General features: G+C 57.7%; 27 protein-coding genes and 3 pseudogenes. 13 read left to right on the top strand and 17 right to left on the bottom strand.

All coding sequences use genetic code 11. The features are described from left to right. Positions 1–61 precede the first annotated feature (61 nt). Positions 62–801 (top strand): annotated as a pseudogene (locus tag AB8A38_RS25925) (response regulator). Here the strand turns inward: AB8A38_RS25925 and AB8A38_RS25920 are convergent. From AB8A38_RS25920 to AB8A38_RS25890, 7 genes and pseudogenes are all read right to left on the bottom strand, one after another. Then, positions 798–3491: an ATP-binding protein gene (locus AB8A38_RS25920; protein ID WP_439087873.1), complete on the bottom strand. Its 2694-nt coding sequence runs from the start codon at positions 3489–3491 to the stop codon at positions 798–800. The pseudogene AB8A38_RS25925 and the gene AB8A38_RS25920 sit on opposite strands and share 4 nt — an antisense overlap. Next, positions 3488–4516: an ABC transporter substrate-binding protein gene (locus tag AB8A38_RS25915; RefSeq protein ID WP_439087872.1), complete on the bottom strand. Its 1029-nt coding sequence runs from the start codon at positions 4514–4516 to the stop codon at positions 3488–3490. The genes AB8A38_RS25920 and AB8A38_RS25915 overlap by 4 nt, the downstream gene beginning before the upstream one ends. 972 nt (positions 4517–5488) lie before the next feature. Continuing rightward, positions 5489–5752, bottom strand: a complete 264-nt coding sequence (locus AB8A38_RS25910; RefSeq protein WP_374725723.1) for a helix-turn-helix domain-containing protein — start codon at positions 5750–5752, stop codon at positions 5489–5491. Positions 5753–6182: 430 nt separating this feature from the next. Next, a complete protein-coding gene (locus AB8A38_RS25905) occupies positions 6183–6359 on the bottom strand; it encodes a hypothetical protein (RefSeq protein WP_172980498.1) in 177 nt (58 codons plus the stop codon). 508 nt (positions 6360–6867) lie between these two features. Continuing rightward, positions 6868–7038 (bottom strand): DUF3606 domain-containing protein, encoded by a 171-nt coding sequence (locus tag AB8A38_RS25900; protein ID WP_439087871.1) that lies wholly within the window; start codon positions 7036–7038, stop codon positions 6868–6870. A 412-nt stretch (positions 7039–7450) separates the two neighbouring features. Next, entirely contained in the window at positions 7451–7645 is a 195-nt protein-coding gene (locus AB8A38_RS25895; protein ID WP_089268093.1) for a hypothetical protein, read from the bottom strand. 355 nt (positions 7646–8000) lie between these two features. Next, a pseudogene (locus AB8A38_RS25890) lies at positions 8001–8459 on the bottom strand (YciE/YciF ferroxidase family protein); the annotation flags it as partial. 210 nt (positions 8460–8669) lie between these two features. On the opposite strand from AB8A38_RS25890, the gene AB8A38_RS25885 reads away from it, so the two are divergent. The 3 genes from AB8A38_RS25885 to AB8A38_RS25875 all read left to right on the top strand — a co-directional run bounded on the left by AB8A38_RS25885 (position 8670) and on the right by AB8A38_RS25875 (position 10089). Continuing rightward, positions 8670–8822 carry a hypothetical protein gene (locus AB8A38_RS25885; RefSeq protein WP_309948538.1) on the top strand — a complete coding sequence of 51 codons (153 nt, stop codon included), beginning with the start codon at positions 8670–8672 and terminating at the stop codon, positions 8820–8822. Positions 8823–9578: 756 nt separating this feature from the next. Continuing rightward, positions 9579–9758 carry a hypothetical protein gene (locus AB8A38_RS25880; protein WP_309948540.1) on the top strand — a complete coding sequence of 60 codons (180 nt, stop codon included), beginning with the start codon at positions 9579–9581 and terminating at the stop codon, positions 9756–9758. Positions 9759–9825: 67 nt separating this feature from the next. Further along, complete coding sequence (locus tag AB8A38_RS25875; RefSeq protein ID WP_309948541.1) at positions 9826–10089, top strand: PepSY domain-containing protein; 264 nt, start codon at positions 9826–9828, stop codon at positions 10087–10089. Positions 10090–10115: 26 nt separating this feature from the next. On the opposite strand, the gene AB8A38_RS25870 is transcribed toward AB8A38_RS25875, so the two are convergent. Then, positions 10116–10319 (bottom strand): hypothetical protein, encoded by a 204-nt coding sequence (locus tag AB8A38_RS25870; RefSeq protein ID WP_439087870.1) that lies wholly within the window; start codon positions 10317–10319, stop codon positions 10116–10118. Positions 10320–10368: 49 nt separating this feature from the next. Here AB8A38_RS25870 and AB8A38_RS25865 point away from each other — a divergent pair, with 49 nt between their 5' ends. Beyond that, entirely contained in the window at positions 10369–10572 is a 204-nt protein-coding gene (locus AB8A38_RS25865) for a hypothetical protein (protein ID WP_309948544.1), read from the top strand. A 1183-nt stretch (positions 10573–11755) separates the two neighbouring features. After that, positions 11756–12481, top strand: a complete 726-nt coding sequence (locus tag AB8A38_RS25860; RefSeq protein WP_093760764.1) for a Crp/Fnr family transcriptional regulator — start codon at positions 11756–11758, stop codon at positions 12479–12481. Between the two features lie 247 nt (positions 12482–12728). Here the strand turns inward: AB8A38_RS25860 and AB8A38_RS25855 are convergent, their stop codons facing one another. From AB8A38_RS25855 to AB8A38_RS25840, 4 genes and pseudogenes are all read right to left on the bottom strand, one after another. Then, positions 12729–13070 carry an outer membrane protein gene (locus tag AB8A38_RS25855; RefSeq protein ID WP_439087869.1) on the bottom strand — a complete coding sequence of 114 codons (342 nt, stop codon included), beginning with the start codon at positions 13068–13070 and terminating at the stop codon, positions 12729–12731. A 168-nt stretch (positions 13071–13238) separates the two neighbouring features. Then, positions 13239–13382 (bottom strand): annotated as a pseudogene (locus tag AB8A38_RS25850) (CsbD family protein); the annotation flags it as partial. A 598-nt stretch (positions 13383–13980) separates the two neighbouring features. After that, entirely contained in the window at positions 13981–14142 is a 162-nt protein-coding gene (locus AB8A38_RS25845) for a hypothetical protein (protein WP_309948549.1), read from the bottom strand. A gap of 15 nt (positions 14143–14157) precedes the next feature. Further along, positions 14158–14409 carry a hypothetical protein gene (locus AB8A38_RS25840; RefSeq protein ID WP_309948551.1) on the bottom strand — a complete coding sequence of 84 codons (252 nt, stop codon included), beginning with the start codon at positions 14407–14409 and terminating at the stop codon, positions 14158–14160. Between the two features lie 173 nt (positions 14410–14582). Here AB8A38_RS25840 and AB8A38_RS25835 point away from each other — a divergent pair, with 173 nt between their 5' ends. Beyond that, positions 14583–14990 carry a hypothetical protein gene (locus AB8A38_RS25835; RefSeq protein ID WP_374725733.1) on the top strand — a complete coding sequence of 136 codons (408 nt, stop codon included), beginning with the start codon at positions 14583–14585 and terminating at the stop codon, positions 14988–14990. Positions 14991–15034: 44 nt separating this feature from the next. Here AB8A38_RS25835 and AB8A38_RS25830 read toward each other — a convergent pair whose 3' ends face one another. Further along, on the bottom strand, positions 15035–15322 hold the full coding sequence (locus AB8A38_RS25830) for a ribbon-helix-helix domain-containing protein (RefSeq protein WP_439088607.1): 288 nt from the start codon (positions 15320–15322) through the stop codon (positions 15035–15037). A gap of 258 nt (positions 15323–15580) precedes the next feature. Between AB8A38_RS25830 and AB8A38_RS25825 the strand changes: the two genes are divergently transcribed. From AB8A38_RS25825 to AB8A38_RS25810, 4 genes are all read left to right on the top strand, one after another. After that, the gene (locus tag AB8A38_RS25825; RefSeq protein WP_374725725.1) at positions 15581–15820 is read left to right on the top strand and encodes a DUF6894 family protein; all 240 of its coding nucleotides are present in this window, start codon (positions 15581–15583) and stop codon (positions 15818–15820) included. 15 nt (positions 15821–15835) lie between these two features. Further along, on the top strand, positions 15836–16102 hold the full coding sequence (locus AB8A38_RS25820; protein WP_374725726.1) for a hypothetical protein: 267 nt from the start codon (positions 15836–15838) through the stop codon (positions 16100–16102). A 57-nt stretch (positions 16103–16159) separates the two neighbouring features. Beyond that, on the top strand, positions 16160–16339 hold the full coding sequence (locus tag AB8A38_RS25815; RefSeq protein ID WP_309948555.1) for a hypothetical protein: 180 nt from the start codon (positions 16160–16162) through the stop codon (positions 16337–16339). Between the two features lie 223 nt (positions 16340–16562). After that, a complete protein-coding gene (locus AB8A38_RS25810; protein WP_309948557.1) occupies positions 16563–16745 on the top strand; it encodes a hypothetical protein in 183 nt (60 codons plus the stop codon). On the opposite strand, the gene AB8A38_RS25805 is transcribed toward AB8A38_RS25810, so the two are convergent. The 4 genes from AB8A38_RS25805 to AB8A38_RS25790 all read right to left on the bottom strand — a co-directional run bounded on the left by AB8A38_RS25805 (position 16742) and on the right by AB8A38_RS25790 (position 19471). Continuing rightward, positions 16742–17017 carry a ribbon-helix-helix domain-containing protein gene (locus tag AB8A38_RS25805; RefSeq protein WP_309948558.1) on the bottom strand — a complete coding sequence of 92 codons (276 nt, stop codon included), beginning with the start codon at positions 17015–17017 and terminating at the stop codon, positions 16742–16744. The two genes, AB8A38_RS25810 and AB8A38_RS25805, sit on opposite strands and share 4 nt — an antisense overlap. A 107-nt stretch (positions 17018–17124) precedes the next feature. Beyond that, on the bottom strand, positions 17125–17820 hold the full coding sequence (locus tag AB8A38_RS25800; RefSeq protein ID WP_309948560.1) for a helix-turn-helix transcriptional regulator: 696 nt from the start codon (positions 17818–17820) through the stop codon (positions 17125–17127). A gap of 865 nt (positions 17821–18685) precedes the next feature. Then, entirely contained in the window at positions 18686–19039 is a 354-nt protein-coding gene (locus AB8A38_RS25795; RefSeq protein WP_309948562.1) for a PRC-barrel domain-containing protein, read from the bottom strand. A gap of 159 nt (positions 19040–19198) precedes the next feature. After that, positions 19199–19471, bottom strand: a complete 273-nt coding sequence (locus AB8A38_RS25790) for a hypothetical protein (RefSeq protein WP_309948564.1) — start codon at positions 19469–19471, stop codon at positions 19199–19201. Positions 19472–19679: 208 nt separating this feature from the next. Between AB8A38_RS25790 and AB8A38_RS25785 the strand changes: the two genes are divergently transcribed. Beyond that, entirely contained in the window at positions 19680–19859 is a 180-nt protein-coding gene (locus AB8A38_RS25785; RefSeq protein ID WP_309948566.1) for a hypothetical protein, read from the top strand. Between the two features lie 447 nt (positions 19860–20306). Continuing rightward, complete coding sequence (locus AB8A38_RS25780; RefSeq protein WP_309948568.1) at positions 20307–20495, top strand: hypothetical protein; 189 nt, start codon at positions 20307–20309, stop codon at positions 20493–20495. Positions 20496–21096 lie beyond the last annotated feature (601 nt).

The raw sequence follows: 21096 nt of genomic DNA, 5'->3' as shown, positions 1-21096 counted from the left end.
CAACGGACAGATCACTTGCTTTCGGTCAGATGCCATTCCATTGATACGGCAGGAGCACTAGATGTCGGCGCCGGCCCCTTCATTTAACCGAGATTCGCAGCGCCGCGACCGGCTCCTGATCGTCGAGGACGACCCCGTGACGCGGGCCATGCTGGCCGGTTACTTCACCGATCACAACTTTGACGTCGCCGAAGCGGCAAATTGCGCTGAGTGCCGTCAGAAGATCAGGAAGAACGGCGCTGAGCTCGTTTTCATCGACGTTCAGCTTCCGGACGGCGACGGGTTCGAACTCGCGAGGGAAATCCAGAGCGTAAGCCAGGCCGGCATCATATTCGTCACGCGCCGCGATACCGAAGTTGATCGGATCCTTGGCCTCGAAGTGGCTGGCGATCACTACGTCACGAAACCGATCAACCTTCGCGACCTGCTCGCGCGCGCGCGCTCGGTCCTCAGGCGACGCGCGATCGAGCGTGACGCCGCGATCGCCGGCACCACGATCGTATTCGGGCGCTGGATCATCGATCTCGTGCGACGCGAACTGGCCACGCTCGGCGGCGAGCTGGTGCATCTCACGCGCGCCGAATTCGATCTGCTCGCAGCGCTGGTTGGTGCCGATGGCAGGCCGCTCAGCCGGGAGTATCTGATCGAAGTCGTCAGCAATCGGCAGACCGATGTCGATATACGTACCGTCGACGCCCTCGTTGCCAGGCTCCGGCGCAAACTCGCCAGCGGCAGCAACCAGCCCCTGATCACCACCTGACGGGCATAGGTTACAAACTCACGATCGAATCAAAGCGCTAGGCCTGTTCGGGCTCTCGCAACCGTTCATTGAGCGCAGCGATCGATTCACGGCAGGTCGCCTCCAACTGCACGGCAGCAGCTTCAAGCGCATCCGCCGGAAATCGCACCGCGTCGGTCTCGATCCCGTTGCATTGGAAGAACAGGCGTTCGAGACCGAGCGCACTGGCCGCACTACCGATCCGATGCGCCAGGCGTTGCATGTGATGCCGATCGCCCATCCTGGCCGCTTCCACCATGCTCCGCGTCAGTGGAAGGCAGGTGTCAAGGAAGATGGTGCGCAGACCACGCAACCGGGGCACCCCTAACAATTCTTCCTGATCATTGAAGAAATCGTCATCGATGAGAGAACCAGCAGTGAGCTCGGGCGCACCAACCGGGGTGCCCGGCAGATCGTCGACACCCGCCTGCAAGGCTGCTTGCAGCGCTTGTAGCGTGATCGGCTTGCTGACGCGCGCATGGATGGCATTGGCAGTGAGCCGCCCCTGTGTACGATCCGACAAGTCGGCTGTCAGCGCGATAATCCGTGGCGATCGATCAAGTTGCAGTTTTCGGATGAGCCTGGCCGTGGCAATGCCGTCCATCTCCGGCATATGCACATCCATGAGCACGACGTCAAAGGCGCGCGAGCGAACAAGCTCCAGGGCCATGGCTCCGCTTGATGCCACGACAGGCTCGTGGCCGAGACGAACAAGGAGGGCATGCCCCACATCGCGATTGACCGGATCGTCATCCACGAGCATTACAGACAGCTTCGCTACCGGAGTTCTCGCCTCGACAACGGCCGGCCCCGGTTGCGCCCGGTCGAGGGGAATGGACAAAGTAAACGTGCTTCCCTTGCCGAGTTCGCTGCGAACCGAGAGATCCCCGGCCATCAGCCGCGCCAGCCGGCGGGAAATGGCAAGACCAAGCCCCGTGCCGCCGAACCGACGCTCGATATCGCTATCGGCCTGCACGAAGTCTTCGAAGATGCGCTCCTGAATGTCCGGCGCGATTCCGATACCCGTATCCGTGACCGACAGATGGAGCATGCCGGGAGCATCCGGTGTATCGAATGCGAGATCGACCTGAATGCCGCCCCGCGCGGTGAATTTGACGGCATTGCCGAGCAAATTGAGCACCAGCCGACTGAGCTTGATCGGGTCGCCGACGACGTCCGCGGCCACTTCGTCTCGCATCGACAGGCCCAGCGTCAATCCCTTCGCCTCCGCCTCCTGCCTCAACAGATCCAGATCCGCTTCGATCAGTTGATCCAGGCGAAAATTGCGAAACTCGAGCTTGTCGGCGCCCGCTTCGAGGCGGGCATAGTCGAGAATCGATTCGATCAGTGCGAGCAGGGTATCGCCCGAGACCTTGGCGGCCGTGAGCAACCGGATCTGGCGCCCGTCCAGGCGGCTGTTATCGAGCAGTTGCAGCACGCCCATCACGCCGTTGAGAGGCGTCCGCAGTTCATGGCTGACCACCGCGAGGAAGCGCGACTTGGTTTCGTTGGCCAGTTCGGCCGCCTGTCGCGCGTGATGCGCTTCTGCCCGTTCCTCGATCGCTTGATCGCGCGCCTGTGCGAGTTCAGTCGTTCGCGCCGCAACCCGTCCTTCGAGGGTCAGATATGACTCCCGCAGGCGCTCTGCCATCCGGTTGAACTGCTCGCCCAAAGTCTGCAGTTCATCACCCGTCCGAATGACAAGTCTCTGATCGAGATCGCCGCTTCCGATGCGTTCAGCGCCTTCCGTCAGCGCACGGATGGGATCGGCCATACGTCGGCTGAGCAACAGCGCCGCGAGAAACGCACAGAACAGCGAGACAAGCAGCAGTAGCGCCGAATTGAGCATCGACGCATAAAGCGACGCATAGGCTTCGTGAGTTGGCAGTTCAACGAACACCTTCCAGCCGACCGGCGTGATGGATGTGTGAACTGACAGAACGCGCTTCCCCGCCAGATCGGTGACAACGGAACCCGCGTCGCTGTCGGCGTTGCCCGCGAGCGCGGACGCAACCTGCGGAAGCCCCGACAGATCGGTGTTCTTCAGCACAAGGCGGAGATCGGGATGGGCTATCAAACGCCCCCTTGTATCGACGACGAAGGCACTCCCCTCGTTCCCGACTTTGATCTGCGAGACGAGATCCCACATGAAGCGCAGATTGACATCGGCGATAGTCACGCCGCCATCCGTGCCGCTCACGGCAACCGTGATATAGGGCTCGGTCTCGCGGAAGAAGAAGATCGGTCCGTAATAGATGCCGCGCGCCTTGGCATCGACGAAGGCGGGAGACTGCGAAAGGTCCGTGTTGCTGCGGACCATGTCACGCACATAGCGCGACACCCGCAATTGCTCGCGACCTTGCGGATCGAGCTGAGCAATTTCGGAGATCGCCGGTGTCAGGCGCAGCAGGCGGATGCCGGTGATACGCATTTCCTCCGGCGGAAGCATCTGCAGCGAGAGCTGGGACAACCAGACGAGCTGCCGCTCGATCTCCTTGAGGAACTGATCGATCTTGTCCGCCGCGGCGCCGGCCTGCTCGCGCTGCACGGCGATCAGCAGGCGCTGCTGCTCGCGATAGGAGAATATCGCGTCGATCACATTGTTGGCGATTAGCGCCGCCGAAACGACCGCCAGAAAGGAGACGAGATACTTGCGGAACAGACCGCCGCGCACCGGCGGTCGTGCATCGCGATCGGCGCCGATCGCACTCATTCGATGATCTTGTCCGCACGGGCCAGCAGCACCGGCGGCACCGTCAGATTCAGTGACTTCGCAGTCTTGAGATTGATGATCAGCTGATAGGTGCGCGGCGATCGCACCGGCAGCTCCGCGGGCTTGGCGCCGCGCAAGATCAGGTCGATATATTCGACCATCGCCTCCACCAGCTCCGAGCGCTCCGACGCCACCGATTCATACTTGAACCCGTAGGAGACCAGGCCACCTTCGGTCATGAAGAAGTGATAGGAATAGACCGCCGGGACCGCATTTGCCGCGACAGCGGATACGATCGCCTTGCGGTTGAGGACGGTGAACGCATCCGGCGTCACGACAAGCCCGCCAGCCGGTGCACCGCCAAGTCGGGTAATCTGCGCGGATATGTTGTCTGGGTCCGAAATCGGAAGCGGGATGATGTCAACGCCGAAAGATGACGCCATCTCCCTCAACGGATCGAGATAGTAGTCGCCATTGCGCGGCGCGGAGAGCGGATTGAAGATCACACCGACGCGCTTGACGCGAGGCGCAAGCTCCAGAAGAATTTCCAGCCATTTGCTCCCCATCGATGGATGGCTGGTCGTGAAGCCCGTGGCATTCCCCCCCGGGCGCACCAGGCTCTGCACAAATCCGCTGCTGACCGGATCCGCTGCCGTTGAGAAGACGAGCGGAATGGTCTGGGTCTCGCTCAGAATGGCCTGCGCATCGAGCACGCCACCCGTGATGATCAGATCCGGTGTCCGTGCCACGATCTGCTTGGCCATCGCCTTGCGTTGGACCGGATCGTTCAGACACGACAGCGCTTCATACTCGATCGCACGCCCATCGACCCATCCAAGCTCGCCAAGTCGGGCCTTCATCGCTGCCAGGCGTGCAACGGTCATAGGCTCGTCATAGGCGGTGCTCAGCAGGAATGAGACGCGCCGCCGCTCGGGCGCCACCTGCGCGACGGCCAGGCGCGGAAGGGCCAAGATCGCAGCAAACACAAGAACACTTCGTCGATCGAGCGCCATAGTCTTCCGCATGAGGAATTTCCCAGCACAACAGCGAGACGTTGTACCGCGGGGAGCGGACGTCCCACTACTCGCTTTTCTCAAATATCCGAAATGGACGATCTGAGCGAGAACGATCAAAGCGCTCGCCGCCCGACGGGAGAGGGGCCTAGACGGTCAAACTCGGCAAGCGCGCCGTGCGATTACGGGAATTACATTGCTCGCTGGCTTTGCCAGCACCATCGGCTGGCCTCGGGAGCTTTGGTGCCCAGGGGCGGCTCCGCATTGCAAAGCTATAATATTGACAAGACACATGATTTTTTAGGTTGATCCGAGACGCTACCAACGTCGATACCAACAATTTGCGAATGTTGACTGAGTTTTGCCGGGACAACGAATGCCCGGCCGCCAGCGGGCGGATATCCTCGACCAGCACCACCGGCAGGCAGACTACGGCACCATTCCCGATATGGGAGGGGCGCGTTGCTTTTCGATGAGACCGATCACATGGGAGCGTGCTTCGCCAAAAACCGCTTCGATATGGATCGCAGCGAACAGTTAAAGGAGGCCGATTAGGTCAGTTGGGACAGCTTCGGCGCCCCTCTGATCACCGCCGCCTCCAGTAGCGCTCGTTGGCATACTCGAAGCGTTGGACAGGCTCAGCCCCACTAACCGGTTTCGGTAGGATAGCATACTTCGCAGCTTCGGACACGAGGGGCCTGAGAACATTGCCCGATATCTTGATCTACTATACCTATCCTGGCCGAGCACCCGCGACGCCGATTTCAAATAGGCGAGAATCGGCCTCTACAAATTTGGCTCTGCCGCGCGAACGAATCCGTAGCGCCTATACCCACGGCGTCGAATTCTGGCAGGAGCGTGTTCGGATGATGCGGTGGTGGGCTGACGCGCTTGATCCGTTGAGGGAGAACGGTCGCGTCCTCAAAATGAGAGCGTGAAGGAAAACACGAACCAAAATGTAGCCGCGCCACTCAAGTCGCCTCATCACGTCGACATGTTCGCTTTAAGAAGCGACAAAAGTGATTGTACTGCCACGAGTCGCCGACGTCCGACCGTTGTGGTCGCGAGATGCCCCGCTCCTATCAGTTCGTAAAGCTTCGTGCGTCCCAAACCGGTCGCCTCGCATGCTTCGTCGATCGTGCAGGTGAACCGCTGGGAGAATGCAATCGTCTGCGGTTCAGCAGATTTTGAAAGGGGAGCAGCCGGTGACTGCTCTCCTCCGTTCTTCTCTCGACGTCTGTATCTCACCAAGCCTCCCAATCGCAAAGCGTTCGATGGCGAGAGTTGACTGCGCGACGAGCAACGTCAATGCGAGCAACCGAGGGCCCTCGCGTACAACAGCGTACTTAGACGGACTTTTCGAGCACATCCGGACATCAATGGCGGTGAAGAGAATTTTCGCTGACCGCATCAGCCACAACAATGGGTCGCGGCGGGCATCCAAAGGTCGAGCACTTTCCGCGTCGAGCGTGAATTGCTAACCTCATGTACCAAGACAGCAATAGGTTCAAATCGGGGACCCGCAACAGACGCCTCCAAAAGCCGGCAGCTTTCGGTTGGCTCAATGTCCTTCAATTGTGCGATGTAATTTGACGCCTCGAGCGACAACCGGTCCCGGAGCGCCTCGTCGTACTCCCTGAGCTTCTGTGTGAGGTCTAGAATCCCTTCACGATGAAGCCTATGCCGAGACGCCGTTGTCGAGCAGACTTTTCTCACCCTTCGGCGTGAGCTGATAAAGGTCGCCGTCCTTCTGAACATAGCCGTCCAGCACCAACTCTTCAGCCTTGGCTGTATCGTCAAAAGCAAAGGCGTTATCGATTTCCCGCAGAACCATCAGTTGATCGTCTGTAAGCATGGGAACCTCCGTTTCCATGGCAACTACGGAACGCACAGCTTGTTCCTATTTGCGATGGCATGCTGAAGACCTTGTGGCTTCCGCCTCTAACGCACGCTGTCGGTTACGCGTCTCTCGAGTTGTGGGCAAAGACATCCCCAATCGATTCGCCTGACGTCTGACGGCCTGCACATTACGTTTCATGGCCGCAGCAATTTTGATCGGCGATGCACCCGCTTCAGCCATGGCTTTAAGTTTTTCACTTTCTTCGGCCGACCAAGGCCGGATTAGCGGCATCATCACTCATACTCCACCAACCGGAGTGACGTCTTTTCCCTATAGCGCTCGTAGGCTGTAATCGCTTGGTTCGACAGCAGCAGAGGACTAACGATCCCCTGCCCGATCTGGTACGCGACATACTTCCCGATAAATTCAAACGCTTCTTGCGGATCGCGCAAGCGCCCAACCCCCGCCAGGTAATCCAGCGCGATCTTTACGGATTGCTCGTGCAGGGATTCTGTTGACGGGCTCAGGCTGCCAACTCCTTGCGAACTGCGGCGGCTGAGTTGCCGACCTTGTCGACCGTCTTCTGCAGCTTGTCTTTGTCCACGCCGAGCTCCTTGGTCCAATACTTGACCTCATGCGCCTCGTGCATGTTGATCTTGCTGCGATCGGGCTGCCTGTTCTTCAGATCGTCCATGGCATCCTCCAGTGTTTGATGCCTAAAAGAACGCATTTCTGACTTTCTTGTTCCGGCGCGGCCAGTATGGCCGCCGCCGCCGTAGGTCGCCGCGCCTCTTCGCGGTTCTGATGCCGGCCTTCTAAAGGGACGAGGTGCTTTTTGCCGCCGCTTGATGTGCACGAATGAACTTTGGGTTGAGTGGCGGGTTGAGAAATATGCCCAAGCGCACACGGACATCGGCCCCTATGGGCCTTCAACCTTCCCAGTCGGAATCCTGCTCGCAGATGATGCCAGCAATGCCGATGGCCGGAAATTCCAAGACCGGCCCATTTCGTCCGATCAAGAAATCGGCGAGCGACAAGGAGCGCGCTCACTCTGCGAAAGCGACGCTCCGTAAATCATTGCAGAAGCAGCGAGCCATGCAGCGCGGCTAGCTGTTGCGCTGAAGATCGTTCTGCCGAAGGAACGAGAGGCCATGCACCGTAAGGCGGTGATGATCGGTCTCCCCCTCACTGTGCAGTTGGTCAAGATGCTGGGAAAGCTGGGCGCGGACGCCCGGTGCTTCCGAATGTCCTGAGAGGGCGCCATAAATATCGATGGCGCGGTCGACGGCCGGGATGTTCATGGCGAGCTTTCTGATGGCCACAGCCACCCGTTCACCGTCGCCCTGTGCGACAGTTGTCGGAGTCAAGTCCCGCTACTTCCGATCGTTCCAAGTTTCTCAGTTCTCAGTCGGAGCCAGGTGATCTCACCGGATGATGGATCGAGTTCGCATTCAGCCAGTCCTCGTTGTCTGCAGCTGAGATCCAGTAGTGTGCCATCTGTAAAAGCCGGAGAGCTTCAGCTTGGTCCGTGGCTTCTTTTGCCTGTCTCGCTGCATCGGATGCCATCAACCGAAACGACGTACCTTGGCGCATCTTCGCTCTCCATTTCAGCGAAAACATAAGCCACTGTTGCGCTAAAGGTTTCTTCGACGGGTGGGAGGCATTGGCCAGCGCGGTCAACGCAACGTCGGTGGCCTTCTCTTCCTTCAGCGTGGCATCGAGAAGCGAGACAGCTTCAGGCATCCCAAGCTCCCTCGCCCAGGTCGCCAACGTGCCGTAGCGGGAGATCTCATAGTGCTCCACCGCCTGTGCCGCGGCAGCAAGACCGGCATCGAGAGCAGGCATGCCCTTGTATTCGGTCATTATCTCTGCGCCTTCCTTGGTAATACCCATGATGGCTTCACACTTCTTGGCGGTCGGCTTCTTGCCGAAAATCTTGAACACGCCTTCGAGCCGCTTGATGACCGGCGGTCTCTTTCTGGTGCTTCAGGAAGGCAGCCTTGAGCTCTTTCGATTGTGCGGCCTTCGGCAGCGTGGCCAGAATCTTCTTCTCGGCGAAATATCCTTGAGGGTGTCATGGAAAAGGTCGGCGAGAAGCTTTGGCTTTTTGGCCATGGGAAATTTCCTCAAGCGGCCCCGGTGAGCTGGGGCGGCTTCTTCACGCCAGCCCAACCTGCCCATGGAACGTAAGTTCCGACAAGCAGCTGCGCCGCGCTTTCTTCGCAAAACGCGATGGCCCTATTCACCCAGCGCGAAGGTTGATCCGCCCACCGTTGCGCCAAACGACAAAGGCCCCCGGGAGGGAGCCTTTTGATTTGAAGTGCAATGGGCTCAGCGATGGCCGTGGTGGATTCCACGATGCATGTGGCCATGACCGCGCTTCACAATAACAACCTTGTTGGCACGATGCCCGCGATGGTAGCCGCCGTGATGGCCGCCGCCGTGCCGCACCACTACGGTCTGAGCATCAGCCTGTGAAGTAGCGGCAGGAACAGCGACGCCGATGGTAGCGAAGGCAGCGAGAGCCAAAAGAACTTTGCGCATTATCTTCTCCCTTTGAATGAGCGGAGATTGAATGCGCGACGGCACGGCCCGTTCCGTCGTCTCAGGATAAATTTCCTGAACGATTGTTCAGGAAACGCCGTCAAACCTGCTCTTGCTTTCGCCGTAGCGCCTCTACTGCCGCCATACCCGCGGACACCATACCGCCGAACCTGCGCTCACCCGCATTCACGCGCTTCAGTATTTTCTTGGCGACGAAACAGCGGTTCTTGTGGCTGTCCAACTCGCGCGGCAAGACCTCGCAGGCTTTCGTAAGGGCTATCTCCATCTCGAGAATTGTTCGCTTGTCGACTGTCTGTGCGACCAATCGCGGTGCGCTGGCGACTGGCCGTCCGGCAATTCCGTCTTTTACGCGCCACGCTGCAGCGCACCATCAATTCATTCTGGACCCTGCGATCTACCGTCGCTACGCTTTGCACAAGTTCGCCTCGAGATGCGAGCGCCGACGATAGAGATTACAGGGAGAGACCATTGAACGTTCTTCAGAAGACGAATCGGAATACCCCAGATGAAGCCACTATTATTGCGTGGGGGCTTTTTTGCTTCATCTTGGTATCGGCCATTACCATGATTGGTCTCTACGTTGGCTTTCGGAATTAGATAGTAAAAGCCCGCGCGGACGATCCGGCGGGCTTTTAGTTTTTCAACCTCTGCCGGCGACGGCCCCACTAGATGAAATACTGGAGTGACGATTTCGAGCTCGACTGGACGCTCCGCGATATCAGCGGCGGCCGGCTGAAGCTGTCCCCTATCACGGAAGACCAACTCAGCGCACTCCTGGAGATGGGCCTCGTCGAAATCGTGGACGACCAGGTCAAACTGACGGAGGCCGGAAATCGGAAGATCCAGTGAAGCCTTTCTACCGAAGGACGATCTTCCGGTATTCTGATTTGGCTCACACAGAACAAAGGAGGTTGCGATGAACAGGTTTGCTGCAGTTGTTCTCTGTGGAGTCTTGCTAATCGGCCCATCGACTATGGCGCGAGCTGATCAGCCTGGACCGGATTGGATGCCAATCGAGAAAGTAAAGGCGAAAGTCCTGCAGTCTGGCTACTCGCAGGTTACCAAGCTTGAGGCTGATGATGGCCGATGGGAAGGTGAAGGCATCAAGAATGGTCAAAAGATGGACTTTCACGCAGATCCGAAGACTGGCGTGATCGTCTCAGAGACGCTTGATGACTAACCTTCGCGGCCTGCGGTGAAGGGGAGCTACTTTCTCACCTTCCCTTTTTTCTTAGAAGCTTTCAGAGCCTCGGCTTGCGCGCGGAATGCTTCAGCCAGGTCGTGCATCAGCTCAGCATGCTCGATGTCCTCGGAGCGTTGAGCTACGGCCTCGGCCTTACGAGCCTGCTTCCTGAGCGACTTCGTTGGTTTCATACGGAAGTTATGCCGCAAGCCGGGAAGTAGTTCCACCTGCTGGGCGGTCCTATCGCACGCCCTCCGGACAGCGTAGGCTTCCGGGATGAAAAAGTCCGACACTTACCGCGCGAACGCACACAACTGCGCCGAAATGGCTGCCGCAGCCGACAACGAACCGGCCAGGAATCGGTTCAAGCGCATGGAAACGGCATGGCTCGCATTGGCCGAAGAAGAGGACTGGCTCGATGGCGAGGCTTCGCCGAAAACTGATCTGCCGCGCAGCATGCCCGATCCAGAAAAGAACTGAAACTTTCTTGCTCCCGTCTCGTATCCCGATTGATCTTACCGCGAGGAGCACGTTTTGACTTACGACGATCAGATCGAAACAGCGATTGCAGATCAGGACATCGACAGGTTGATAAAATTTGCATACGGCGACACATGTAGGTGCACTACCGTCAAAGGTGAACCGATGTGCGTCTGCAAGATGTTGGCGACGGCACTTCGCTCCAAAGTTGTTCCACGTTCACTTTTCAAGAATAGGATTGAGCGAGTTGCCTCAATCTAACGGCTGATGGATTTCCGGCTCGAGTTAACGCAGGATGACAGCGACCGAATCTTGACCCCAGAAGCCTCGCTTCGGTCGGCCCGGCGGTAGAGCGACCTACCCGCCGGGCCTTTAAGCAACGATGTTCCCTAACGTTGCTGTTCGACCAACCAGACAGCATCCTCCAGTTTCGACAAGCCGGTCAGGCCCGACGCGTACTGCCTAGCTGCCAACGACGTCATTCTTCGATCGCAAGCTTCTGCTGCCTCAACTTGCGCGTTGAGCCTCGGTTGAGGACACCACCGATCACATGCAGAAGTCTGACCCTGGAAGGCACGAGGCGCGATTACATTGCCAGCAACGTGGAGACGACGCGACGGGTGGCAAGGATCCGGGTGGCAAAACGGCAAAGTGCACCGCAAAAGCATTGAGATCCGCTCTCGGTAATTCGTCTCAAATGATACGACGTCACCTCCTGGCTTGTGGTTCCATCCCGAGGAACCGTTGGAGGAACCGACATGACGGAGCGTCAGCTGATAACCCGCGCATGGCAAGATGCGGACTTGGAGAAGCTCAAACAGTTGCATGCAGAGGGGGCTACGCTTCTACGAGCATGTGCGGCTATGAAGCGACCAATGGCTTCCGTCAAAAAGCGAGCTCGTGAACTTGGCCTGCATTTCGCAAGTGTTCGAGAAGTTCGGCGCGAGATCAACGCTCGCGAGCAAACCCAATGACAGTTATTGGGTCTACAGCGCCGAAATGCCCGAAGTGCAATCGCAAGATGACGTCATTTGAAAAGGGAGATTCAGAGTTCAGATGCTCAAGGTGCGAGGTCGATCCGATGGAGCGCAGCAAGGGTTGGCTGTCGAGCGAGTTGAAGCCACCGTCAAGATGACTAGGATGCTGAGCGCAGCCGAACAGGTTCAGCCCGTAGGAGGCTACAATCGACCCTCTAGTCGTCCTTATAAAAAAACTGAAAGAGCACTCGCACCTGAGCCAAGAGGACCTTTTGGAGATCCGCCGGCTGCCGTGCTCTGTCCGCGAATTGGATAGTCATGAGGACTTCATTCGGCAGGGCGATCGACCCAAGGTGTCCGCCATCGTCGTCGAAGGGATGCTGGCTCGCTATCATCTCCTGCCAAATGGCGCGCGCCAGTATTTGTCCTTTCATCTCGCTGGCGACATGCCGGATTCACAGTGTCTTTTCATCGAGGTGATGGATCATGCCGTCTGCGCGATCGGCAAGGCCGTCGTCGCCTCGGTCCCGCATCGGGACTTGATGAAGTTATTCGATAGCAGGCCAAAGGTTGGCGCTGCAATCTGGCGTGAAACCCTGATTGACGCAGCCATCTTCCGCGAGGCAATCACGAACAACAGCGCGCGATCCGCTCCTGCCCGCATGGCTCATCTATTCTGCGAACTCTTCTACCGATCGCGGGCTTCCGGCTTGACGCGTGACGATACGTGTATTCTGCCGATAGGTCTCAATCAGCTGGGAGAGGCTCTCGGGCTGTCGCTAGCTACCGTAAACCGCGCTTTGGCCAACCTTCGAGACACCGATCTTGCCGACTTCAAGAGCGGGTCTCTCACCATCAGAAATTGGGCGGGTCTGGCGGACTGCGGCGAGTTCAATCCTCGCTACTTGCATCTGCGACGCGAGCCGTTCTGACATCGCGAATGTCCACGAACAGCGCAATGGCGGCACCTATGCCAATCTCAAGACCGCTGTCGAGTTTGTCGAGAGGCTGCACAACGCGATCACGGTTCTTAGCATCTCGGCGGTGGTCGCGGTCTGACCGACACTAGCCTCTGACCAAATCCCGGTAACGCCTTCCCGACATTGGCCGAGATTATGCGTAGGCAGGGAAAGGCCCGGCTTTCGCCGGGCCCCGGTCTGCTGAATTCAGTGTTCGAACTTAGAAGTTTGAGCCGCCCCAATTGAAGTGATAGTTGATGCCACCCTTCACAGTGTGGGTGGTGGCACCAAGCTCCAGACCGCCGGAAGCAAATGCAGTCAGGTAACGTTCGCCGCCGTAGTCCGCATACATGTACTCACCCTTGAGCGACCAGTTGGGGGCGAACATGTATTCCACGCCAGCGCTGACGGTCCAGCCCGACAGCACTTTGCTCTCGCTGAAGCTGCCGCCTAGGCCGGCGATCGAAAAGCGATCATCGGCCCATGCGTAACCGCCCTTGGCGTAGAACGCGCTGCGCCTGATGTCACACCGACGCGACCGGTGACACTGCCGAATGAACAATCTTATCCTCAAGCGTGACCGGAAATGCCGAACAAGCCGGTCTAGCTGTGTCGTGATACCGCCGACGTTGACGCGATCCGACCAGGCGTAAGCACCCATGACACCAAGACAGAAGCCCGGCCAGTTGTAGCCTACCGGAACCGGAGCGGGCGGGGCTTTAGTGTACTAGCCATAACGCTCTTGAAGACCACCCTCGAGTTGCTCCCGTTTGCCGTGGATGACGTCGAGGTCATCGTGAGTGAGCTTGCCCCACTGCTCCTTGATCCTGCCCTTCATCTGCTTCCAATTTCCTTCGACCCAGTTCCAATCCATTTTTCTCTCCCTTGTTAGTGGGATGAACGTCGTGAGGGGTGCGAAAAAATTTAGCTTCACCCCTTGACCGAACGCGGCGAAAATCTACATCGACAATCGCCTTTAAACGAAAGGAGTGAGGAGGCCCTACATGACAAGCAGTGCCATGTCGATGAATGAAATCCACGCAAATTCTCTGCTCGCCAGTACCTTCACGCACCCACGGGAGGTTCTTGCGAATCCCTTCTTAGACGCCCTGCAAAAGAGATGCATCCTAGCTGCTTGGGCATCAGATGCGTTTACCGTCGAAGGGAAGCCGTGGCTGCGCCAGATTCCAGGCTCCCATGAGACTGTTAGGATCGGTGATATTCTCGCAGCTCTCCGATCCCTTGATGAGGATGACGGTCCGCCACCGAAGACGTCGCGAATGCCGTTGCCGGAGGCACCGCTTCGTGTCCGAGCTGTGGGCCAGACAGCAGGAGAGGATCGACGCCGCCGTCTAGTGGACATCCATCCATAAGGCGCGAAACCATTTTCGCAAAGAAGCCGCCCGAGCATATTGCTCGGACGGCTCAATCGTCGCCCCATCGAAAAGATCGATGCAAGTCCGCCGCAATCGTCAATGAGTGTCGGTCTTGTGCCACTTTTCAAGGTCCGGCTTTTCTCGGTCCTGATCAAACTGTTCCTTTTCCGGCACGCCTCTCCAGGGCTTGTCGGTTTGTTTCGTTGGAGCCCAATCTGACTCCGAGTGGGGATCATCTTTGGGAGTTTCTTTGCTCATGGTCCCTCCGCAATGTTACTTGCCGGCGCCGATGTTGCCGCCCTTGATGTTGCCCAGCGAGTTGTCCCCCTGCCCCGAATTGCCATTGTTGCCCTTCAGCGCGGCGTTCCCACCTGTATAAGTGTGGCCGGATCCGGTCGTCATGCCCTGTCCCGTGTTGACGCTCTGGCTGGGATGGTGCGCGCGGGATTTCTCGGCGGAAGCACTCGTCATCGCGGCAGCCGCGAGGAGAAGCGCCGCAGCGCCGATCATCGTAATCTTTTGCATGGAGTACAACCTGTCTGTTCGTGAAGCCCTTGCTTTTCGAACGTGGGGTCACCGGACTCGTTCCGTGCTTATCTCACAGTGCCGAGGCACATCACGAAAGCGAAGTCGGTAAGGCCCTTGGATGATGGCTTAATGCGAAGTATGCGCGCATAATGAGAGCATGAAGGTTTATGTTGAGAACATTGCACCGCCCGGTCCGCTACCCGCTTCTACGGAGGCCCCGGACCTGCTATCTGTACACCGCGCCACCCCGCCCCTTCCGCCAGAGAAGCTGGTGCGCGCCAGGATCACCAGCGCAAATAAAGTCAGGCTTTGATGGGCGCTATCGCCTTCGCTCGCCAAATCGCCAAACGCAGTTCAGCTTCATCTGCCTGTACAATCGTTTGGGCGTCACGACAACGACGGGACGGAGCCCGGAACTGTTGGGCGATAAACTCGCGAAATCCGATGGCGTTCTGTGCCCGCCGAGCAATGTCGATCCAGCAATGCGGGCACCCACGCCGAATTCAGATAGCAGCAATACGCCGGTGATTCCGCCGCCCGGCAGTCCCGGTGGCGATCAAAGCGTTCGGCCGAAGTAAACCCCGCCCGGCTCCGGTCATCTGAAAAGTAATTGGGGCAACTATCAAGAACGGACGCCTTCCCCGGGGCGGGCTTTTCGCTGCCTATTCGCGTTGGCGTCAGTCGCCGATCGGTACTTCGCAATAAAGTGCTCTAGGACGAAAAGACGTATTGTCGAGGTAAGGTTGCCTCGAACCCGGTCCCGATCAATTCGCCTGGTGAGGTCTGTCGGCGAGATACGTTTTTCGCTCGCGATCTCTTTCAACGCCTCCCAAAAGGCTTCCTCAAGGCTGATACTCGTCGACGTCCCGTCGGGCCTGGTAAACGACTGCTTTCGTGGTTTTGTGGGCATCCTCACGTCGGGCATGGCGATTTAAGCTCCCCAGTCTGCGGAAAGTTCCTTCTCCCAAGCTCAGCGAAAAAGCCGCCCGGGCATTACACCGGACGGCTCTTCGGTGCGGCTGCCGGTCCCCAAAGTCGTCCGGTGCCACCGCACTCTTATAGGCTGACCCAGCATGGTTAACGAGAGGTTTACAACTCCGATCTGGGCCCATTGTACCCAACTTGGGACTGACAGAAAGCGTGCGCATTCCTCTGCCGGAGAACCCAAATGCCCAGATATCACTTCCCCAGCGTCGACGGCACGAAGCTTGTAGATCCTGTGGGATTGGAGCTCCAAAATGATGAACAGGCGAAGCGGCAGGCCGAGCTAATAGCCAAGCATGTCCGCGCTGACCGGCGCAAAACCTCGCCACGTCGTCGTGGAAGACGAGGAAGGCACAGGACTTCACAAAGAGCCGGTGAAGCCGGAAAGCCCCATTCGATGACCCCCGTTGCATCGCCGAATTAAGAACGGCTAGAAACGGTGCTCGGCCTGGTTACGACCTACGCCCTGCGAGATCGCATTTATACATTCGTGCCTGCACTATTGATCAACGGCATTGTGATCGTTGCAACACTGCTGGTCGGAGGACACTATCTGGCTGACCTGATCGCGAGCGGCGCAGTGCCCCCCTTGTCGATCACGTTCGTCCGGTCAATAAAGAGTTTTCATCCAGGAACGTCTCGATGTGACGCCCTCCCCGCCATCGGGTACATTGGCTGGATGTATGCAGCTGACTTGCCAAAGTGATTGGCATGGTTTGGGTGGCCGAACGTGGCTAACGGCTTGGAACGACCGTGGTGAGGGATGAGAAATTGGAAAGACGACATCGATCTCGACTGGACGCTTCGCGATATTTACGCCAACCGGCTAAAGATGTCGCCGATCACCGAAGACCAGTTGAGTGAACTGATTGAGATGGGCTTGGCCGAAGTCGTAAACGATCAGGTGAAGCTGACCGAGAGAGGGTATGGGAAGATCGCTTGAGGTGCTGTCATGGCAAGACGCCCTATTAACAAGACATGGACTCCAGAAGACATTGCTCGACTGATCGGTCTGGCCGATAGCGGTGCAACAGTTCTGCGAGCGGCCGCGGCCCTCGGACGGCCGGCGACGGCGGTACAAAACAAGGCCCGCGAGCTAGGCAAGCCGTTGGTGGGCATTCGAGCGTTGAAGGCGGCAGTACGAGCCCATATAGAGGCCAAATAGCATGCAGGACATCAAACAGAGATTGGAAAAACTGCGCGTGGACGCTGAAGAGTGCCAGCTCATTAGCAGGCTCGCCACCGACCCGGTTAAACGGAATGCATTCGCGCAGCTTGCCGACGAATACCAAAAGATGGCCCACGACCTCGAGGCACTCTCGCATCCGGAAACGTTCCGGGCGACCTAGGGATCTGACCCAGGAGGATTGGTGCCAATCATTGAGCGGTCCTTGGCAACAAAGTGCTCCAGAACGAAAACTCGGATAGTTGGCGTAAAGTTGGAGTGAACCCGGTCGCGATCTATTCGCCTGATGAGTGCTATCCGAGAAACACCTTCCTCGCGCGCAATTTCCGTTAACGCATCCCAAAAGGCATCCTCGAGGCTGACACTCGTAGACGTCCTGTTATCTCTACTGAACGTCTGCTTTCGTGGCTTTATAGGTTTCCTCTGGTTAGCCATAACGATTGAGCCCCTTAGTGCGAGCGAAGCGGACCTATGCCCTATCAGCTCAGACTCTCTCCATCGATCGCACTTCACTTCGGCTTTCTGGCTGACTATCGCTGAACTCAATTGCCCTGAGACGGGAGGACGGCGACACGCCCGAGTAACGCAACCAGCTCCGCCTGCCGCCTTGTTTGAGTTTTGACGAACAGAGAGGCCAAGTGTGAGCGGATTGTCGTCCGGCTCAGACGCCGGGAGCGAGAAATATCAAGCAAATTATGACCACGCGCCAATTCGACTGCAAGCTGGCTTTCCGCGGTTGTAAGGCCGAACAAGCGCCGCAGCGCCTCGGGCGTCGGCTCTGGATGAGCGTCAAGATCGAGCAGAATGATGGTGCTGGTTTCATCGGTCCAAACATTGATCATCTGGCTTACAAGCCTGGTAACGCCTTCCCTGAAGGAAGTCGCGAGCCATGATGTCGAGCCAACGGGAATTTGCGCTCCCGCGCGATTCACGAGTTGCTTGACGGCGCTATAGAGTGTTTCCCCATTCGCGGCGCCACATTCCCGTTCCAGTATCGCACGACCGATTGCGCTCACGTCAAGCAAACCGCCTCGTTTGAGTAGAACTTGCCCGCAGCCAATTCGCGCCAGGACCGCGTGTAGTACGTCACGTTGTCCAGCTAGGTCAGGCTTCTTGTCTGGATCAGCATCCGACCTGAAGAGGGATGCGCGATTGGAAATGTTGAAGATTGATTCCCTGCATGGATGAAGGGATGCAATTGCGGCAGGCAATGCGGCACTCTGGGTCAAGTTCAACATTGCGTCTTTCCCTTTGCCTGCTACGTCGTTTGAATGAAGGCTTGATCGAGCCAAGAGCATTCCGACGTCAACGAGCCATGTAAATGCTCCGCACGGAGTAATCCGACTGCACACCTCCCCGGCTCCGACTGACACAGAAGAAATAGGAAGAGCGATGCAGAACCCTGCTCCCGTCTGCGCTAGCCGTCGGGCTAGAAGGTTCATGAACACTCGTACCCCATCGTGGTTACCTCCTGTGCCACGGGCGGTGCGACGTTTCGCAAAGCGAACTAAATCTCAATAAAAGTATTGTATGCGGTTATTGGATGATGGGATGTGTTATGCGTTTGCTCATTTTCGGTATCGCATTGCTGTTTGACGCGCAGGCGTCGGCTCAGCCCATCCTTGCCCGGGAGCCCCACACCCTGCCCCCCTTTGCTGTCGTTTATGTCCAGAACAACACCTGTAGTTACGGCAAGGTGCTGAGGGTCGTCGGCTCCCTAAGAGGCCTCCAGCGAAAACGTACTTGCGTTTCTGTGAGCTCCGCCCATGCAGAATTCTAATCCCCACCCAAGGATCGCGCCAATCGCTGTGCTGGCTGCCTGGATCATCGCCGTCGCGGCTGCTGGCATTTTCCTAGTACGACTATGAGCATTACGCTTCTGCAGCGAATCGAGCGAAGTACTAAAGCGCATACGCCGGGAACGGGTTAGATTGCCACGCGTACCAATGCGTTGCTGTCGCGACGAGAAACCGGCAAAACCGCCGCGTCCATCATCCCCGTTTTGGCCGGTTGTCACCCGGCGTATGCGTCAGACAATTCAGCCAAAGTAGAATAGTTTCTGGCTTTAAGATCAAAAAGCCATAACGCGCCGCGATCCAGGAGCTAGACCCAAGGAGTGCCGTAGTAATCATTTAGTGAGCGAGCCCGGTTGGTGTCCGACCAGTCCCAGTCGCTGTCATGGGCGTATTTCGGCGCACCCTCGAGCTGAGCCTTCGTCACGTTGGTAACGTAACCCTCAAGATTGGTGTCGTACTTCAGCGTCTGCCAAGGGAGCGGATAGTGCTCATCGCCCATTCCAAGGAAGCCGCCGAAGCTCAGCACGGCATAGGCGACTTTGCCGCTGACTTTGTCGATCATTACGCTTTCAATAGAGCCGATCTTCTCGCTGTCTGGACCATAGACGGCGGTGCCTTCCACCTTCTCGCTGCTGATGAGATTGCTCGTTTCGTTTGCCATGATGGCTCTCCTCGCGTTTGAGTTTCGATAAAAACGGGAGAAACTGTCATTCGTTCCGGAGCTGCCTGCGGTGTCATCGAGAGAAGCCCACAGTGTTGGACGGACCGACCACGCTCCATCTTACATTCAGGGCCAGCCGCTCCGGGCATCCCGCTTAGCTCAAACCTGTTGCTGCCGACGCCGTAGCTCTTCAACTGCCGCCATCCCCGCGGCTGCCATACCGCCGAAGGTCCGTTCTCCGTCGTTGACGCGGCGTAGAATCCTCTTGGCGATGACGCAGCGGTTTTCGTGACTGTCCAGGCAGCGAGGTAAGGTCTCGCACGCTTTTGTCAGCGCGATTTCCATTTCGAGCACAGTTCTTTTGTCAAACGCGACTGTCACGAGGGGCAACGAACTAGAAGCAGGCAACTCAACCAACTCTTCGACAAACATGGATGCCTCCTTTTCCATTTCTCGAATAGCGCGCAATTTTAGGCTTAGTTCCGGGCGGTCCTGTAAGACGTTTGATGCAGCGCAGTCCGTGACGGCTACACCATTCAGCCATGCAGCACTGAGGAAGAGACCGGAAAGCCGATTGCCGTGCCCCCGTTGTTGACGCGGAGTCCAAGGGTTGACGCCATGGTGGGCCAAGGAGGCATTCATGGAAGACGACATCCCCGACCACGTTGCGGTCATTGTCAAAATTATCAGGGCGGTGAAGAACGACGTGCCCCACGAGGGGTATTACAGAGCCTTGTGCGACATCATCATGGAGTACGCGCAGGAGCAGCGGGAGATTGATCGGGCGTGGCGCCCGAAGCCTTCCGACACCATCCACTGACTTGACGGCGAATCTCCAAATCGGATTCAGTCGCTTCAACGATGGGGGCGACCATGCGCGATGACCGGCTCTTGCTGGATTACTTCAGCAACACAAATACCAACCCGATTGAGCATCAGGAGAAGTGGTGGGTGACGGGCGCCGTCATTCTTATTGCCGGACAGCTTGCCTTTGGCGCCGCCGTCATCTGGTTTCTGGAAGCCCGTCCGCCGGTGTTTCGGCTGCAGCCTGCCCCATCTTGCAATCAGACCGCGCGCGCCTATTTGGGAATCTCTGACGGTCGAGCCTTCCAGGGCTCCCGGCGCGAAAGGCCTTGCTGCCCCCCTCAGCAGGGCCTTTTGCCCATCCGTCAACGTTCAGACTTTACTAACCATGATTTTAGTCCCCGCGGATGCAGCGGAACGGAACCATTTGCCTCAAATTGTATTAGCGATTGGGGGAACACCAATGACCGACATCAAGAGTCTGCGCGATAAGGCAGCGACAGCCGAACGGCTCGCTCGTACCGTGGGAGACAGCCTGACTATTGACCGGCTGAACACCCTTTCCGCCGAGTACCGGCAAAGAGCAGACCAGCTTGAAATCACGCCTCCGACGGCGCTCGCCATCGAGCCGGTTATCGGCAGAGCCAACTGATTTATTGGACGCCCGTCCGCCTTCGGCGAACCTCCCCACGGCTACCCGCCCAAAGGCGTTAACAGGCCGCTTGGAAACAGTTTGGCATCATCGAGAGTTGGAAGCCTGGATGGGCACCCGTCGCCCAGCCATAAGGCCATTTCGTCGCATGACTGAACCTTTCCCGCGACCGGACGTCTACTCAGCGTGGGTGGCCCAACGCCCACAATGTCCCCCAAGACTGTAGAGAGCCCCGTTCCCCCGACGGGGCTTTCGCTTTTCTGGGTCACCCTCACCCTTCGCTCGCTTCGCATTTCAAGCAAACAAATTTGCCGGTGCGCGCGTCGAAGTTCATTGGGCGCCGACACCGTGTGCATTCTGGGAGAGGACGTCTTTCCATTCGCGCCATTCCTGGTGTGAGGGACAGGGGCGTCGGTGTGACTCCGGCAGCGTCTCTGCTCCGAGCCGAACTTACTGAGTTATCACCACTTTCCCTCGCGCAAGCTGATCCTGAAGCTGGTCCTGTTTTTGGGACTTCCACCTCCGGCCCGAGTGCACGAACGTGATGCAATTAAAGCGGGTATGGGGATTGATATACCCCTAGTGATTTGGTTTTTTTTAA

Origin of the sequence: Tardiphaga sp. 839_C3_N1_4 (assembly GCF_051811045.1) — a bacterium.
Classification (GTDB): Bacteria; Pseudomonadota; Alphaproteobacteria; order Rhizobiales; family Xanthobacteraceae; genus Tardiphaga.
The sequence above is the reverse complement of the archived record's forward strand: the minus strand, read 5'-3'. Positions and strand labels throughout refer to the sequence as shown.